Below are 14,261 nucleotides of genomic sequence, written 5' to 3'. Positions count from 1 at the left end.
GCTGGCCTGGCGACTGTGCGCAGTGGCCGGGCTGGCGACGCTGGCCGCGTCGATGGGGTTCGGGCGCATCCCGGGCCTCGTCGCCTGCGGGCCCACGCACGGGGCCGGGCCGATCATCGCGCTCGAACTGGTGCGCAGCCCCGCCGCGCTCGCCGAACTCTTCGGCGCCCCGCCCTGCTCCGCCATTTTCCAGGCCGCGCAGATCCGCGCGAGCTGGTGGGACGCGCTGGCCTTCATCCCCGCCTATGCCGCCTTTCTGGCGCTCGGCGCCCATGCGCTGCGGAACGGCGCGCGCCGCCTTTCGCTGGCGGCCATCGCCGCGCTGCTGATCGCGGCGCTCCTCGACCAGGTCGAAGGGCTGATCCTCTTCCAGCTCGTGCCGCACTGGCAGAGCCCGCCCGACCTGTTCGGCGCGCTGTTCCTCGCCGTGCGCAGCAAATTCGCGCTGCTGGGACTGGGCGAGCTGCTGCTCGCCGCGCTTGCCTGGCGCGGGCCGATCCCGGGCAAGATCGCCGCAATCCCCCTGGCGGGCGGCGGCCTCGCATCGCTCTGGCTCCTCTTCACCGCACCGCATGACCCTGCCATGATGCAGGCGCACAGCTATGCATGGATGGCGCTTCTGGCCCTTGCCGCAATCGGATCGCTGAACGCCCGCTGGGCGAGCCGGGCATGAGCCGGCGGCACTCCCGCCGCGGCCTGGGCAACGTCGTCGCCCCACCGCGCTTCCTGCTGTTCCTCGTGGTCACCTTGGTCGCCGGCTGGCTCGCCATCCCCCTGCTCGGCCTGCGCTTCGGGCTGATGATCGGGTTCGACATCGGCGCAGTCACCTTCCTCACCGCGATCGCCCCGCTCTTCCGGCAGGAGGCCGAAGGGATGCGGCAATCCGCCAAGCGGAACGACGCGAACCGTTTCCTGCTGCTGGTGATCACCGGGCTGGTGAGCCTCGTGATCCTGGCCGCGGTCGCCAGCGAGCTGATGGAGAAGGAGCGCACGCAGGACTGGGCGCTGTTTCTGATCGTCGGCACGCTGGCGCTCTGCTGGACCTTCAGCAACACGATCTATGCGCTGCACTATGCGCATCTCTTCTATTCGGAGAAGGCGGGCGGCGGCGACAGCGGCGGCGTGACCTTTCCCGAGACGCCCGATCCCGATTACTGGGACTTCGTCTATTTCTCCTTCTGCCTGGGCATGACCTTCCAGACCAGCGACATGAACATCACCAGCCGCCGCATCCGACGTGTGGTGACCGCGCATTGCCTGGCCGCGTTCGTGTTCAACCTGGGCATCATCGCGTTCAGCATCAACGTGCTGGGTGGAGGCTAACGGGCTGCCCGCAGCACCGTCGATCCGCAAGTATCCGAATTGGTCCCTTATCCGACTTCGCAAGACAGTTGCGAATCGAAATAATATACCCCCATCGGGCGCGAGTCGGTTTTCCATCTTCCCTTGAAGGAGGCAGATGATGCTGCAACTCCACGCCAATATTCGTGCGATACTTATCGGATCCGTCGGCAGTATATTACTGGGCGGATGCCAGAATACGGTGATCCTGCATTATCGCCAGCCGGCCAACTGCTACCTGTTCGACAGCAACCCGACGGGTTCTCCGCACACGACGACGTCGGCCGGTTCGGGCATGTTCCTGTTCTACGACATCGTCTCGATCGAGAACAAAGCGTCGGGCGCGAAGGACTTCAACTTCAATCCGGCGAAGTTGTTCGCCAATGGCGATTCCAAGGGGAACACGGTGCCGGGGACGCCCGGCGCCTCGTTCACGTATCTGCTGACGGGAAATGCCGCGTCCAAGCTGGTTCCCAAGGGCACGACCTCGGGGCCGCTGGGCCGGGTAGTGATCAACTTGCCGAGCGACGATCCCGCCGCGCTCAAAACGGCCCAGATGAACCTGCTCTACAAGAGCGCCTCGGGCGAGAGCGTGCTGCCGGTACGCGATGCCGGACCGGCGCCCAAGTTCCTCGACCCCTGCACTCCGGCCAATGTGAACGCGTTGCCCTAGCCTGCCAGCCCGTCATCCCCGCCCGCGCGGGGATGACGGAAACCGAGTCAAGAACCTGCCCGGGTTCTCCGCCGGGCCCGCTTCCGGGCCCCGAGCTTTTTCGGCGGCGCGCGCCTGGCGGCCTCGATCGCCAGCAATCCCCAGCGGCGCAGCGCGTCAGCATCGTCATAGGTCTCGTCGGGTGCCCGGCGATAGTTGAGCGACTGGACCTTGCCATTCTCGCGCGTGACCGAGAACCGCTCGGCATCGCCCCAATCCGCCGCGCTTTCCGCGTCCGCCTTGAGCCATAGCGCATCGAAGGCGAGGATCGCGAAGGCCAGCCCGTCCAGATAGAGCGCGGCGCCGCCAAACAGCCGCTTGGACGTGACGGTGCCGACCGGCGCCATCGCCTCCTTGACCCATTCGACCAGGCCCTGGTCCACCGCCATCAATGCCCCGCCAGCTCGAGCACGGGCACGCGGGCGACGGCATCGGGGATCGGCAGCACCCAGGCCATCGGAGTATCCCGTGATCGCATTGCCTCACGAATAGCCGCTTCCCATCTTCTCGCGCAATGCTCAGCGCCCGGCCAGCGCGACGAGCGCATCGCCGGTGACGCGCTGGACGGTCCATTCGTCCATCGCCTGCGCCCCCATCGCCCGGTAGAAATCGATCGCGGGCGTGTTCCAGTCGAGCACCGCCCATTCGAAGCGTCCGCAATCCCGATCGAGCGCGATGCCGGCCAGATGGCGGAGCAACGCCTTGCCCGCGCCCGAACCGCGCGCGCCGGGCGTCACGTACAGGTCTTCGAGATAGATGCCGGGCTTGCCCGTCCAGGTCGAGAAATTGTGAAAGAACAGCGCGAAGCCGACAGGCTTGCCGTCGAGTTCCGCGATCAGGCTCTCGGCGACGCGGCGCCCGAACAGCGCATCGTGCAGCATCGCCTCGGTCGCCACCACGGCATCGGGCTCACGCTCATAGACGGCGAGCTCCCGGACGAGATCGAGGATCAGCGCGACATCGTCGGGCGTGGCGGTACGGATGGCGATCATGAAAGGGCGGGCTCCACTTCGGGCTCGGCGATACCGGGCCGGCTGCGTGCTGCCATCCAGCATCCCGCGACGATCAGCAAGGTGCCGGCGACAGTGACGAGCGTGAGCGGCTCGCGGAAGAACAGCCAGCCCATGATCGCCGCCCAGATGAAGGCCGTATATTCGACCGTGAGCAGCACCTGTGCCTCCGCGCGCGCATAGGCCCAGGAGAGAAGCAGCAGCGACGCGACCGCCAGCGCGGCGGCGAGCGCGACCAGCGGCCATTGCCCCGGCGCCGGCGCCACCAGCAGCCAGGGCGCGGGCAGCGCGAACAGGGCGAGGATGAACCAGTTCTGGAAGAAGGCGATCTCGATCGGCCCGGCCTGCTGCGCCTGGTGGCGCGCGATGACGAGATTGACCGCATAGAACAGCGCGGAGACGAGCACCGCCGCCATGCCGATCCCCGAATCGGGCCGGTGCGGCGCGCCCAGCTGGCCGGCGAGGATGATGCCTACCCCCGCCAGCCCGAGCAGCGAGCCCAGGACCGAACGCGCCCCGATCCTCTCCTTCAGGAAGATCGCCGCGAGGCCGAGCGCGATCAGCGGTGCGATGAAGGTGAGCGCGATCGCCTCTGCCAGCGGCACGCGGACGATCCCCCAGAAGAAGGCGATCGCCATCACCGCGATCACTGCGCTGCGGATCGCATGGATTGCCAATATGCGCCGCGCGGGCAGGCGCGGCCGGCCAAGGGCGAAGAGCGGCGTCATGATCGTCACGCCGACGACGAGCCGCCAGAACAGCGCGGCATAGGCGCCGATGGCAAGGCTGAGGCCCTTCATCACCGCATCCATGATCGAATAGAGCGCGATGCCCGCCCCGGCGGCGAGCAGGGCCGCGAGGATCGGAGTGGCACGCGACATGGTCAGCGGATCATGCGGATGTCGAGGCCGATATCGGCGGATGCCATCCGGGCGTCTGCGGTGAGGATCGGCAATGCACTGAATCTGCCTTGCGCCAGGCAGCTCCGATCACCGAGCGACAGGCCAAGATGCCTGGTGAGCGGGCGCAATCTCGCCACCTCTATCGCATGTGCCTCCCGAAAGGCTTGAACGCGAACCCCGTAGGAAATCGCGATTCCATATACCAGGTCCGGATCAGCGCCGCCCTCCGACAATTTGGTGACCACCTCACACAGATTGACGATCGACATCTCGGCCCCGCGAACCACCGCCGCCACTTGCTGGGCGCCCGATTCCCCGAGCAGCAGGGCGAGGAGCACGGAGGCATCGAGGACGAACATTATTCGCGTTCGGCCTCCGCACGCTTGTCGGCAATGAAGTCGTCCACCGTGACGGGATGCGTGATCATCGCGCGGATCTTCTGCTGCCCGTCCCGGATGACCTGCATATGCGTCTTGACCGCGAGCGAGCCATCGGCGGCGCGATCGAGCACCAGCACATCCCCGTCCTTGATCCCAAGCTCGCGGCGCAGCTCCGCGGGGATGACGATCTTGCCGCCGGCGATCACCTTGGCGTGATAGGTCATGTCAGGCCCTCCAGGACCTGATATATAGCATGAGACCTATTCTGCCGCCACTGCGGCGGCACCATTTGCCGCCTCGATCTCCGCTGCCTTGGCCTCGACCAGCTTGACGATGTGATCGAGCATGTCTGCATCGTTCACCGTGTGATCGGTTACGCCGGACAGATAGACCATGTGCTTGCCGTTGCCGCCGCCGGTAAGGCCGATATCGGTCTCGCGCGCCTCGCCCGGGCCGTTGACCACACAGCCCAGCACCGAGAGCGAGAGCGGCGTGCGGATGTGCTGGAGCCGGTCCTCCAGCGCCTGGACGGTACGGATCACATCGAAGCCCTGGCGCGCGCAGCTCGGACAGGAGACGACGCGGACACCGCGGTTGCGGATGCCGAGCGCCTTGAGGATCTCGAAGCCGACGCGCACTTCCTCCTCGGGCTCGGCCGAGAGGCTGACGCGAATCGTGTCGCCGATGCCGAACCAGAGCAGCGAGCCGATGCCGATCGCGCTCTTCACCGTGCCGCCGACAAAGCCGCCCGCCTCGGTGATGCCCAGGTGCAGCGGGCAATCCACCGCATCGGCGAGCTGCTGATAGGCGGCGACGGCGAGGAACACGTCCGACGCCTTCACCGCGACCTTGAATTCGTGGAAGTCGCGGTCCTGGAGCAGCTTGATGTGGTCGAGCGCGGATTCGACGAGCGCCTCGGGACAGGGCTCGCCATATTTCTCGAGCAGGTCCTTCTCGAGACTGCCGGCGTTGACGCCGATCCGGATCGCGCAGCCATTGGCCTTGGCGGCGTTGACCACTTCGTTCACTCGGTCGGCGCTGCCGATATTGCCCGGGTTGATGCGCAGGCACGCAGCGCCGGCATCGGCAGCCTCGAGCGCGCGCTTGTAGTGGAAATGGATGTCCGCGACGATCGGCACGCGCGCGGCGCGGACGATCTGCTTGAGCGCCGCGGTCGATTCGACATCGGGGCAGGAGACGCGGATGATGTCGACCCCGGCATCTTCGCAGCGGCGGATCTGGTCGATGGTCGCGCGGGCATCGGAAGTGGCGGTGTTGGTCATGGTCTGCACCGTCACCGGCGCATCGCCGCCTACGGGGACGTTGCCCACCATGATCTGACGGCTGGGCCGCCGGACGATATCGCGCCAGGGACGTACGGACATGGGCGCCATATACGCTCGCCCCGCGCCCGCGCCAACCCGGTGCGGTTTACGCGATGCTAACAGGCGCGGTGCTAATTCTCCGGCTCGTTTCCAGGATCAAGGCCTCGCGCGTTGCAGCACGACCCACAATTTGCTGCCGCCCCGCGCCCCGGCCAGCGCCACTACGGCATGGACTGGCTGCGCATCGCCGCCTTCGCACTGCTGATCCTCTACCATATCGCCATGGCCTTCTCGCCCTGGGACTGGGTGATCAAGACCAACTACGCCTTTGGCTGGCTGATCCCGCCCATGGCGCTGCTGACGCCCTGGCGCCTGCCCCTGCTCTTCGCGGTCTCCGGCTATGCCTCGCGCAAGCTGTTCGACCGATCGGCCGGTGCGCGCGACTTCGCCCGCTCGCGCGCGCTGCGGCTGCTGGTGCCGCTCGCCTTCGGCATGGTCGCACTGGTGCCGCTCGAGATGTGGGTGCGAGTGATGGAGAATGGCTATCCCCATGGCTATCTTCATTTCTGGGCGCTCGACTATTGGCGCTCCGGCGATTTCTGGGGCCGGGAGTTTCCCAGCTGGGAGCATCTGTGGTTCGTCGCCTATCTCGCCGCCTATTCGCTGCTGCTCGCCGGCGTACTGGCGCCGGGCGGCGGCCGGGCGATGCGCGCGATCGGCACTGCGGCGGACTGGCTGGCCAAGGGCCACAGGCTGCTCTGGGTGCCGGTTCTGGTGCTTGCCGCGGCGCGGCTGGCATTGCTGTTCGTCGCGCCCGAGCGGCAAGGGCTGCTGCGCGACTGGGGCGGGCACTCCCAATATGTTCCGATCTTCCTGTTCGGCTTCGCGCTGGCCGGCGCGCCGCGGCTGTGGCCGGCGGTGGCGCGCTGCTGGAAGCCGGCGGCGGCGATGGCGGCACTGGCCGGCGCGATCATCGTCACCGTCGAGCTCCTGTGGCCGGGCACGCGCGTGCCGCCGCACGAAGTGATGGCGCTCGACCGCGCCGCACGCACCGCCATGGCCTGGGGCATGATCCTCGCGCTGTTCCACATCGCCGAGACGCGCTGGAACCATGACCACCCGCTACGCAAGCCGCTCGCCGAGGCGGTGTTCCCCTTCTACATCGTCCACCATCCCGCGATCGTCCTGATCGCCTGGTATTCGCTCCCGTTCGGCCTCGGCGCGCCGGCCGAGTTCGCGCTGCTGCTCGGCGGCACCGGCGCCGTGTGCGCGGCGACCTATCTGATCGGCCGGCGCATCGCCTGGCTGCGGCCGCTGATCGGACTCAACCGGCTGGCGCGGCGCGGCCACTCTGCTAGGGAGACGGCGCCTGCCAATGGAGTAGTCTGATGCGCCTTCTTCTGATCCTCGCGGCCCTGTTCGGGTTCGCCGCGCCTGCCAATGCCTATTGGGAATATGGCCATCAGACCGTCGCCGCGATCGCATGGCGCAACGTGACTCCCGCCGCGCGCGCGAAGATCGCCGAGCTGCTCCGCCATACCGACCTGCTCAAGACCGAAAGCTGCCCTGCGACCAATATCGAAGAGGCGTCGGTCTGGGCCGATTGCATCAAGAAGCTGGGCGCCGACTGGCGCTATGCGTCGGTATGGCACTATCAGGACGCGGACGTCTGCAAGCCCTTTGACGTGACCGCCGAGTGCAAGGACGGCAATTGCGTCTCCGCCCAGATCGAACGCGACGTGAAGATCCTCAAGGACCGCAAGGCTCCGCAGGTCGAGCGCGTGAAGGCGCTGCTCTTCCTCGTGCATTTCGTCGGCGATATCGGCCAGCCGCTCCACGGCGCCGAGCACGACCATGACGCCGGCGGCAACAAGGCGATGGTGAGCTATGGCATCTACACCACCGACCGGCTCAACCTCCATTCGGTATGGGACGGGCTGCTCGCCGAACGCGCCATCACCTCGGGCCCGAACATCGTGCGCACCTATGGCCGCAAGGACCGCGCCGCGCTGGGCGGCGGCTCCGTGCAGGACTGGGGCAAGGACAGCTGGGAGCTGGCCAGAACCGTCTATGCCGATCTGAACGGCGGCGATGCCTGCAAGCCGATCACCGGCCGCGTCGCGATCAGCGAGGCGATGATCGAGAAATGGGTGCCCGAGGCCCGCACTCAGGTGATCAAGGGCGGCCTGCGCCTCGCCCGGCTGCTCGACGAGGCGCTGGCCTAGTCCTCTCCGCCCCAGCGGAAGCGCCAGCCGCCGTCGGTCTTGACCGCGACGAGCCACAGAAAGGCAGCAACCAGCGGCACGAGCAGCACCAGCCACAGCCGGTCGCGCTGCGCGGCCTGGTGCGCGATCAGGCCCGCAATGCCGCCAAAGCCCAGGGTCGCCATCCAGCCCTGCCAGGTCGCCGGCACCGCACCGAAACCGAAACGCTTGGGCCGGAACCAATAGCCGGGACGGACGCCGCCCAGGCGCGTGTCGAAATGCCGCGAGAACCTCATGCGTCCGCTCCCTCCGAACCGTTCGGGGCCGGCGAGCCGTGCAAGGCACCCTGGACGAACGATGCCGTCACGGCGATCCCGCCCGGCGCGCCGCACGGCGGCTCTCGATGCAGCTTCACGATCATTCGCCTTCCTCCTTCGCCTTGGGCGGGCGCCCGCGCCTGGGCCGCACCGGCTCCGCCAGTTTCACGCCGCGCCGCGCCAGTGCCTCGCGCAGCAGGCATTCGACCTGGGCATTGATGCTTCTCAGGTCGCTCGCCGCCGAGCGCTCGATCGCCGCATGCAGGGCAGGATCGAGGCGCAACGGAAAGGCTTTCTTCTGCGGCGACTGGGACACGGGTTACGCCTTGCGCATCACTGATAGAGCGAGCCCGTGTTGACCACCGGCTGGGTATCGCGCTCGCCACACAGCACCACCATCAGGTTCGAGACCATCGCGGCGCGGCGCTCGTCGTCGAGATCGACCACTTGCTTGGCGGAGAGCTGGGCGAGCGCCATCTCCACCATGCCCACCGCGCCCTCGACCAGCGTCTGGCGGGCGGCGACCACTGCCTGGGCCTGCTGGCGGCGGAGCATCGCGCCGGCGATCTCCTGCGCATAGGCCAGATGCGTGAAGCCGCATTCGTCGACGGTGATGCCGGCCACGCGCAGGCGGGCGATCAGCTCCTCGCGCAGTTCCGAGCCGACCTGGTCGTGATTGCCGCGCAGCGTGACTTCCTGGTGCTCAAAATCGTCATAGGGATAGCGCGAGCCGATCGTGCGCACCGCCGCCTCGATCTGGACGTTCACGAACGCCTTGTAATCGTCGACGTCGAACAGCGCCTGTGCGGTGTCGGTCACGCGCCACACCACCTGTGCCGCCATCTCGATCGGATTGCCGCGCAGATCGTTCACCTTGATGCGCTCGGAAATGATGTTGTTGGCGCGCACCGAGACTTTCTTCTTGCTCATCCACGGCCAGGTCCAGCGCAGGCCGGTGGTGCGATCCGTGCCCCGATAGTCGCCGAACAGCGTGACCACCGCCGCCTGGTTGGGCTGGAGCAGGTAGAAGCCGCAGAGGACGAACAGCTCGATCAGGATCGAGACCAGCAGCCAGGAAATCACGATCCAGTCCGCCATCCGGTCGATCTGGGTGAACGCCCCCGCCGTAGCGGCCAGCGCGACCAGCAGCACGATGAGCATGCCATAGCCGCTCATCGTGATCGCGGACTTCTCGCTGCTCTGGCGCAGTGCCGGAGCGGCGCTACGAAGGTCGGTCATCACTATCTCCCGAAATTATGATATCGTATTTATATCGAATCCCTTCGCTCCGCAAGGTGGAATCGGGCGATGTTCAGCTGAGGCTCATTCAGGCCTCGCGAGGATCGCGCGATCTCGATCGGGGGAAATCGATGCGACCGCTTCTGCCTGCTCTCTATGCGGCCCTGCTGCTGCCTGCCCTGCCCGCTTCGGCCCAATCCGCTCCGACCAGGTCCACGCCGGCCAAATCCGCGAACGCAGCGATCCCGCGCGACGCGGATGCGGCACTGGCCGCCACCGTCGATGCCGGCGGCTCAGGCGCCACCGTGCTGATCGCGCGGGGCGACACGATCCTCTATCGGCGCGCGCGCGGCATGGCCGAAACCGAGCTCGGCGTACCGATGGCGCCGGACCAGATCTTCCGGATCGCCTCGATCACCAAGAGCTTCACTGCCGCACTGATCGTGCAGATGGCCGAGCGCGGCGAGGTCGCGCTCGATGCGTCGGCGGTGCGCTACCTTCCGGAGCTGCCGCTCGATCCGCGCATCACGCTGCGCCAGCTGCTAAGCCACACCGCCGGAATCGCGGAAAATGACGCCACGCCCCAGCCGCCCTTCGGCCCGGGCGAAGTGCCGTTGGCGCAACAAGTCGCGCGGATCGCGGCGCGGCCGCTACGCTCGGCCCCGGGCACCGAGCAGCGCTATTCCAACTCGGGCTATATGCTGCTCGGCGCCGTGATCGAGAAAGTGACGGGCCAGTCCTGGGACGAAGCGATGCGCACGCGCCTGTTCGTGCCGCTCGGGCTCGCCGACACCGCCTATGACCGCCGGGACGCGATCGTGACGCGGCGCGTCGCGGGATATACGCTGGCCGAGGGGCAGCTCCGCAACGCCGCCGCCTTCAACATGTCGCTCCCCAAGACCGCGGGATCGCTGCGATCCTCAGCAGCGGACCTGATGCGCTGGATGCGGGCGCTGGCGCATGGCCGGGTGGTGAGCGCGGCCGGCTTCGCCCAGATGGCGCAGCCCGCGCTCGCCGGCGTGCCGCTGCAACAGCGCTACGGGCTGGGCCTCTATATCTGGCAGATCCGCGACCAGACGGCGATCGGGCATACCGGCCAGATCGACGGCTTCGCATCGGCGCTGCTCTATCTGCCCGTGTCGGACACGGTGATCGTGGTGCTCGCAAACAATGATACGTTCGATGCGCAGACGCTTGCCCGGCGCATGGCGGCGGCGGCCCTGAGCAAGCCCTATCCGCTGCCCGGCGCCGAGCGGGCCCTGCCGCCGGAAGCGGTCGCCCTCGCCGGGACCTATGGCAGCGATCCAGCAACGTCGCGTACCCTGGCGTTCGCGGAGGGCCGTCTCACCCTCGTACGCGAGGGACGCCCGGCGATCCCCCTCATGCTCGACGCCCGGGGCGACATCCGCTTCATCCCGGACGAGATCAGCTATTTCACCCCGGTCCGCGACGCGGCCGGCAAGGTGATCCGGCTCGACTATTTCGCCAAGGGCGAAGGCCCGGCATTGGCGCTGGAACGGGTGAACTAGCCGCCGGGTACGAAAAGGCCGTCGGAGTTCCCCCCGACGGCCCTTTCCGGACAAGCTGCGCCTCAGCTGATGACGATCGTCACTGCGCGGCGGTTCTGCGCCCAGCTGGCATCGTCCGAGCCGAGCGCGATCGGGCGCTCCTTGCCATAGCTGATCGTGGTGATCCGCGCAGGCGAAATGCCGCGCGAAGCCAGGTAATTCTTGGCCGCATTGGCACGGCGGTCGCCCAGCGCGAGGTTGTACTCGCGGGTGCCGCGTTCGTCGCAATGCCCCTCGATCGTGATCCGGGTGTTCGGGTGGCTGTTCAGCCACTGCGCCTGGCTGTCCAAGATCGCCCGCGCCTGGGGATCGATGTCGTACTGGTCGAAGGCGAAATGCACCGTGTCGCTCGCCACTTCACGGCGGAACTGCTCGTTGATGGGCGCCGCGACCGTGTCGCTGTCGCCTTCGCCCGTATTGACCGGGCCGGTTTCCGACGGCGCGGGCGGAATCGTGCTGGCGTCGCGCTTCTTGGCGCAGCCCGCGGTGGCGATCAGCGCGATGCCGAGCACCAGGCCGGTCGTGATCTTGGACATGGTCTTTTCTCCTTCTCTCATCGCACCCGGGCCGCTTGCCAGGGCCTTAGCACGGATGACGTGACGTTTCAGGGACGAATCGGTCCCCAACTGGGATCCGATCCGTCGAGCGGCGTCGGAATGCGCCGCGCATTGGTGCCGGTGAGGTCCACCGACCACAGGTCCGGCCGGCCCGAACCCTGAGCCGAGCGGAAGAACATCAGCACGCGGCCGTTGGGCGACCAGCTCGGCGCCTCGTCGCCCCAGCTGTTGGTCAGCAGCTTCTCGCCGCCGCCGCTCGGGTTCATCACGCCGATACGGAACGCCCCACCGCCGGTGCGCGTGAAGGCGATCAGATCGCCGCGCGGGCTCCATACCGGCGTGGCATAGCGCCCGCCGCCGAAGCTGATCCGGTGCTGGTTCGAACCGTCGGCGTTCATCACGTAGATTTGCTGGGTGCCGCTGCGATCACTCTCGAACACGATCTTCGAGCCGTCCGGCGAATAGCTGCCGCCGGTGTCGATGCCCGGCGAGTTGGTGAGCCGCTGCGGCTCGCCGCCCGCCGACGCGATGCGATAGATGTCGGTATTGCCGGCCTGTGCCATCGAGAAGAGTACATGGCGTCCGTCGGGCGAGAAGCGCGGTGCGAAGCTGAGGCTGACATTCGAGACGAGCAGCCGGTTCTCCCGCGTTCCCATGTCGTAGACATAGATGGCCGGCTTGCGCTGCGTATAGCTCATATAGACGATCGCGTTCTGCTTCGGGCTCATGCGCGGCGTGAGCACGATCGACTGGCCGTTGGTCAGGAAGCGGTGGTTGGCGCCGTCCTGGTCCATGATCGCCAGCTGCTTGCGGCGCTTGTTCTTCGGCCCGGTCTCCGCGACATAGACGACCTGGCTGTCGAAATAGGGCCCTTCGCCGGTGAGGCGGGTATAGACGGCGTCGGCGCATTTGTGCGCGGCGCGGCGCCAATCGGCCGGCGAGACGACGAAGCCCTGGCGGACCAGTTCGGTACGTGCCGCCATGTCATAGACATAGCAGCCGATCGTCAGCGAGCCATTGCCGTTGGCGCGGACATAGCCCTGGACCAGCGCCTGACCGGTCACCCCGCCCCAGGCCGAATAATTCGGCGCCGCGACTTCGGCATAGGCGATGCTGCGCGTCGCGTTCGGGCCCATCGTCTTGAACAAGCCGGTGTTGCGCAGATCGTCGTCAATCACCTGGGCAAGCTTCTGGCCGAGCTGATCGGTTGGGCCTGCCGGCGTCTGCGCCACTTCCGAAGTGGGAAGGGCCGGGATGATGATCGGCAGCGGCGCGGTCATGCCACCCTCGACATCGACCACCAGGCCGCCATCCTGGCCCGGCGTGGGCGTCGGCGCGGGCGCGGTCTGCTGCGGCACGGTCTGCGCCTGCGCGGGGCCCGTCGCCGCGGTCGCGATAAGGGCAATGGCCATCGCCGTCATGGTGCGCATCATCATGGGTTCCTCAGGACTTGATTCGATAGCGAAGGGTAAAGCTCTTCCAGCCATTGGGCACGTCGTAGAGCTCCAGGGGCAGCCCGCGCAGCGGCGAGCAGCCGGCGAAGATCGCGCGCACCGCATCGTCAACGCGCGTCACATAACGTTGGTTCTCGTCGTCCACGCCGTCGTGGCGGACGATACGCGGCGGACTGGAAAGCGATCCGTCACGGTTGATCTGAAGGTTCACCACCGCCCAGATGCGGTCGGCGCCCGGGCCGGGGCTCACCTGGCGATCGGCGCAAGGCTGGACCTGGCGCTGGATGGCCGAGCCGATATTCGCCGCGGCTTCCCTCGACATCACAGCGCCCGGCGGATTGGGGTTCGTCGCCGTGTTCGGCTTGGGCCCGCCGCCGATATTCTTGATCATGTTGTCGAGATCGAGGCTCGGCTTGCGATTGGGCTCGGGCCGCGTGCTCGGGCTGGTCGGCGCCTTGACCGGCTTGGCCGGCGGCTGCGGTTTCGCGTTCGGCACCGGCGCCGGGGCCGGCTTGGGCGGCGCGGGATTGGGCTTGGCGACCTCCGGCTCGGGTTCCGGCCGGGCCGGCGCGGGCTGGGGCGCGCCGGGGGCCGGCTCGGGCGCATAGTCGATCTTCTGGTCTTCGGTGCTGACCGCCGGCGTCGTACTTTCGAGCGCGACCTTGTCGGCCAGCGTCACTTCGATCGGCTGCGGCTTGAGCTCGGCCGGATTGGGCGTGGCGAGGAAGCCGACCGACAGCACGCCGAAAAGCACCGCGTGCCCGATCAGCGCAACCGTCAGCCCTGCTCCCTCCGCCCGATCCATCACGGCTTGGCGCTCGCATCGGTGATCAGCGAGACGCGGTTGAGCCCGGCATGATTGAGCTCGCCCATCACCTTCATCACCTTGCCATAGCCCAGGCCCTGATCGGCGCGCAGGAACACTGCCGCCGGCTTGCCGTCCGGGCCCGGCGCGCGGCCGGCGATTTCCTCGAGCTTGCCGGGCAGCGCCGCGTCCGAAGTCAGCGCGTCGTCGACAAAGATCTGGCCCTTGTCGTCGATCGAGATCTGGACCGGCTTCTGATCCTGATCGAGCGGCTTGGCGCGGCTCTCGGGCAGGTTCACGGGCACGCCCGCGGTAAGCAGCGGCGCAGTGACCATGAAGATGATCAGCAGTACCAGCATCACGTCGACCAGCGGCGTGACGTTGATCTCCGCCATGGGCTGGCGGCGGCCGCGGCCCTTGTTCGAAGGGAGGTGCATCGCCATCGGC

The 14,261-nt window shown here is 67.4% G+C and carries 20 protein-coding genes; 6 read left to right on the top strand and 14 right to left on the bottom strand.

Features of this window, described 5'->3' with window-relative positions:
* Positions 1–22: 22 nt before the first annotated feature.
* From FFS08_RS18930 to FFS08_RS18920, 3 genes are all read left to right on the top strand, one after another.
* Positions 23–673, top strand: a complete 651-nt coding sequence (locus FFS08_RS18930; RefSeq protein WP_137864362.1) for a hypothetical protein — start codon at positions 23–25, stop codon at positions 671–673.
* Positions 670–1,323 carry a DUF1345 domain-containing protein gene (locus FFS08_RS18925; RefSeq protein WP_171012712.1) on the top strand — a complete coding sequence of 218 codons (654 nt, stop codon included), beginning with the start codon at positions 670–672 and terminating at the stop codon, positions 1,321–1,323. Before FFS08_RS18930 ends, FFS08_RS18925 begins: the two co-directional genes overlap by 4 nt.
* Positions 1,324–1,462: 139 nt before the next feature.
* Entirely contained in the window at positions 1,463–2,014 is a 552-nt protein-coding gene (locus tag FFS08_RS18920; RefSeq protein ID WP_137864363.1) for a hypothetical protein, read from the top strand.
* A gap of 47 nt (positions 2,015–2,061) precedes the next feature.
* On the opposite strand, the gene FFS08_RS18915 is transcribed toward FFS08_RS18920, so the two are convergent.
* From FFS08_RS18915 to ispG, 6 genes are all read right to left on the bottom strand, one after another.
* Complete coding sequence (locus tag FFS08_RS18915) at positions 2,062–2,442, bottom strand: TfoX/Sxy family protein (protein WP_137864364.1); 381 nt, start codon at positions 2,440–2,442, stop codon at positions 2,062–2,064.
* A gap of 129 nt (positions 2,443–2,571) precedes the next feature.
* Entirely contained in the window at positions 2,572–3,045 is a 474-nt protein-coding gene (locus tag FFS08_RS18910) for a GNAT family N-acetyltransferase (RefSeq protein WP_137864365.1), read from the bottom strand.
* On the bottom strand, positions 3,042–3,944 hold the full coding sequence (locus FFS08_RS18905; protein WP_137864366.1) for a DMT family transporter: 903 nt from the start codon (positions 3,942–3,944) through the stop codon (positions 3,042–3,044). Before FFS08_RS18905 ends, FFS08_RS18910 begins: the two co-directional genes overlap by 4 nt.
* A gap of 2 nt (positions 3,945–3,946) precedes the next feature.
* Positions 3,947–4,324, bottom strand: a complete 378-nt coding sequence (locus tag FFS08_RS18900; protein WP_212742041.1) for a type II toxin-antitoxin system VapC family toxin — start codon at positions 4,322–4,324, stop codon at positions 3,947–3,949.
* Positions 4,324–4,569, bottom strand: a complete 246-nt coding sequence (locus FFS08_RS18895; RefSeq protein WP_137864368.1) for an AbrB/MazE/SpoVT family DNA-binding domain-containing protein — start codon at positions 4,567–4,569, stop codon at positions 4,324–4,326. Before FFS08_RS18895 ends, FFS08_RS18900 begins: the two co-directional genes overlap by 1 nt.
* A 36-nt stretch (positions 4,570–4,605) precedes the next feature.
* Positions 4,606–5,730: a flavodoxin-dependent (E)-4-hydroxy-3-methylbut-2-enyl-diphosphate synthase gene (gene ispG / locus FFS08_RS18890; RefSeq protein ID WP_137864394.1), complete on the bottom strand. Its 1,125-nt coding sequence runs from the start codon at positions 5,728–5,730 to the stop codon at positions 4,606–4,608.
* A 111-nt stretch (positions 5,731–5,841) separates the two neighbouring features.
* Here ispG and FFS08_RS18885 point away from each other — a divergent pair, with 111 nt between their 5' ends.
* Both FFS08_RS18885 and FFS08_RS18880 read left to right on the top strand, forming a co-directional pair.
* Positions 5,842–7,059, top strand: a complete 1,218-nt coding sequence (locus tag FFS08_RS18885) for an acyltransferase family protein (RefSeq protein ID WP_137864369.1) — start codon at positions 5,842–5,844, stop codon at positions 7,057–7,059.
* Positions 7,059–7,895 (top strand): S1/P1 nuclease, encoded by an 837-nt coding sequence (locus FFS08_RS18880; protein WP_331483266.1) that lies wholly within the window; start codon positions 7,059–7,061, stop codon positions 7,893–7,895. Before FFS08_RS18885 ends, FFS08_RS18880 begins: the two co-directional genes overlap by 1 nt.
* On the opposite strand, the gene FFS08_RS18875 is transcribed toward FFS08_RS18880, so the two are convergent.
* From FFS08_RS18875 to FFS08_RS18865, 4 genes are read right to left on the bottom strand one after another with little or no spacing between them, the layout of a single operon-like run.
* Entirely contained in the window at positions 7,892–8,170 is a 279-nt protein-coding gene (locus tag FFS08_RS18875) for a hypothetical protein (protein WP_137864371.1), read from the bottom strand. The genes FFS08_RS18880 and FFS08_RS18875 overlap by 4 nt on opposite strands.
* Positions 8,167–8,295, bottom strand: a complete 129-nt coding sequence (locus FFS08_RS24255; protein ID WP_283214675.1) for a hypothetical protein — start codon at positions 8,293–8,295, stop codon at positions 8,167–8,169. Before FFS08_RS24255 ends, FFS08_RS18875 begins: the two co-directional genes overlap by 4 nt.
* On the bottom strand, positions 8,292–8,507 hold the full coding sequence (locus FFS08_RS18870) for a type II toxin-antitoxin system antitoxin (protein ID WP_137864372.1): 216 nt from the start codon (positions 8,505–8,507) through the stop codon (positions 8,292–8,294). Before FFS08_RS18870 ends, FFS08_RS24255 begins: the two co-directional genes overlap by 4 nt.
* Positions 8,508–8,524: 17 nt before the next feature.
* Complete coding sequence (locus tag FFS08_RS18865) at positions 8,525–9,430, bottom strand: SPFH domain-containing protein (RefSeq protein ID WP_137864373.1); 906 nt, start codon at positions 9,428–9,430, stop codon at positions 8,525–8,527.
* Between the two features lie 131 nt (positions 9,431–9,561).
* Here FFS08_RS18865 and FFS08_RS18860 point away from each other — a divergent pair, with 131 nt between their 5' ends.
* A complete protein-coding gene (locus tag FFS08_RS18860; RefSeq protein ID WP_171012711.1) occupies positions 9,562–10,959 on the top strand; it encodes a serine hydrolase domain-containing protein in 1,398 nt (465 codons plus the stop codon).
* A gap of 62 nt (positions 10,960–11,021) precedes the next feature.
* Here the strand turns inward: FFS08_RS18860 and pal are convergent, their stop codons facing one another.
* From pal to tolR, 4 genes are all read right to left on the bottom strand, one after another.
* Positions 11,022–11,534, bottom strand: a complete 513-nt coding sequence (gene pal, locus FFS08_RS18855) for a peptidoglycan-associated lipoprotein Pal (protein WP_137864375.1) — start codon at positions 11,532–11,534, stop codon at positions 11,022–11,024.
* A gap of 68 nt (positions 11,535–11,602) precedes the next feature.
* Positions 11,603–12,991, bottom strand: coding sequence for a Tol-Pal system beta propeller repeat protein TolB (gene tolB / locus FFS08_RS18850; RefSeq protein WP_137864376.1), 1,389 nt, complete (start codon positions 12,989–12,991; stop codon positions 11,603–11,605).
* Between the two features lie 7 nt (positions 12,992–12,998).
* The gene (gene tolA, locus FFS08_RS18845) at positions 12,999–13,814 is read right to left on the bottom strand and encodes a cell envelope integrity protein TolA (RefSeq protein WP_137864395.1); all 816 of its coding nucleotides are present in this window, start codon (positions 13,812–13,814) and stop codon (positions 12,999–13,001) included.
* Positions 13,814–14,257 carry a protein TolR gene (tolR, locus tag FFS08_RS18840; protein ID WP_137864377.1) on the bottom strand — a complete coding sequence of 148 codons (444 nt, stop codon included), beginning with the start codon at positions 14,255–14,257 and terminating at the stop codon, positions 13,814–13,816. Before tolR ends, tolA begins: the two co-directional genes overlap by 1 nt.
* Positions 14,258–14,261: the final 4 nt, after the last annotated feature.

The organism is Sphingomonas sp. 1F27F7B (assembly GCF_005503355.1).
Lineage (GTDB): Bacteria > Pseudomonadota > Alphaproteobacteria > Sphingomonadales > Sphingomonadaceae > Sphingomonas.
The sequence above is the reverse complement of the archived record's forward strand: the minus strand, read 5'-3'. Positions and strand labels throughout refer to the sequence as shown.

Bases quoted from the DNA above. Each gene is read 5' to 3' on its own strand.
- FFS08_RS18925 (WP_171012712.1), top strand. From the start codon at position 670: ATGAGCCGGCGGCACTCCCGCCGCGGCCTGGGCAACGTCGTCGCCCCA.
- FFS08_RS18920 (WP_137864363.1), top strand. From the start codon at position 1,463: ATGCTGCAACTCCACGCCAATATTCGTGCGATACTTATCGGATCCGTC.
- FFS08_RS18915 (WP_137864364.1), bottom strand. From the start codon at position 2,442: ATGGCGGTGGACCAGGGCCTGGTCGAATGGGTCAAGGAGGCGATGGCG.
- FFS08_RS18910 (WP_137864365.1), bottom strand. From the start codon at position 3,045: ATGATCGCCATCCGTACCGCCACGCCCGACGATGTCGCGCTGATCCTC.
- FFS08_RS18905 (WP_137864366.1), bottom strand. From the start codon at position 3,944: ATGTCGCGTGCCACTCCGATCCTCGCGGCCCTGCTCGCCGCCGGGGCG.
- FFS08_RS18900 (WP_212742041.1), bottom strand. From the start codon at position 4,324: ATGTTCGTCCTCGATGCCTCCGTGCTCCTCGCCCTGCTGCTCGGGGAA.
- FFS08_RS18895 (WP_137864368.1), bottom strand. From the start codon at position 4,569: ATGACCTATCACGCCAAGGTGATCGCCGGCGGCAAGATCGTCATCCCC.
- ispG (WP_137864394.1), bottom strand. From the start codon at position 5,730: ATGTCCGTACGTCCCTGGCGCGATATCGTCCGGCGGCCCAGCCGTCAG.
- FFS08_RS18880 (WP_331483266.1), top strand. From the start codon at position 7,059: ATGCGCCTTCTTCTGATCCTCGCGGCCCTGTTCGGGTTCGCCGCGCCT.
- FFS08_RS18875 (WP_137864371.1), bottom strand. From the start codon at position 8,170: ATGAGGTTCTCGCGGCATTTCGACACGCGCCTGGGCGGCGTCCGTCCC.
- FFS08_RS24255 (WP_283214675.1), bottom strand. From the start codon at position 8,295: ATGATCGTGAAGCTGCATCGAGAGCCGCCGTGCGGCGCGCCGGGCGGG.
- FFS08_RS18865 (WP_137864373.1), bottom strand. From the start codon at position 9,430: ATGACCGACCTTCGTAGCGCCGCTCCGGCACTGCGCCAGAGCAGCGAG.
- FFS08_RS18860 (WP_171012711.1), top strand. From the start codon at position 9,562: ATGCGACCGCTTCTGCCTGCTCTCTATGCGGCCCTGCTGCTGCCTGCC.
- pal (WP_137864375.1), bottom strand. From the start codon at position 11,534: ATGTCCAAGATCACGACCGGCCTGGTGCTCGGCATCGCGCTGATCGCC.
- tolB (WP_137864376.1), bottom strand. From the start codon at position 12,991: ATGATGATGCGCACCATGACGGCGATGGCCATTGCCCTTATCGCGACC.
- tolA (WP_137864395.1), bottom strand. From the start codon at position 13,814: ATGGATCGGGCGGAGGGAGCAGGGCTGACGGTTGCGCTGATCGGGCAC.
- tolR (WP_137864377.1), bottom strand. From the start codon at position 14,257: ATGGCGATGCACCTCCCTTCGAACAAGGGCCGCGGCCGCCGCCAGCCC.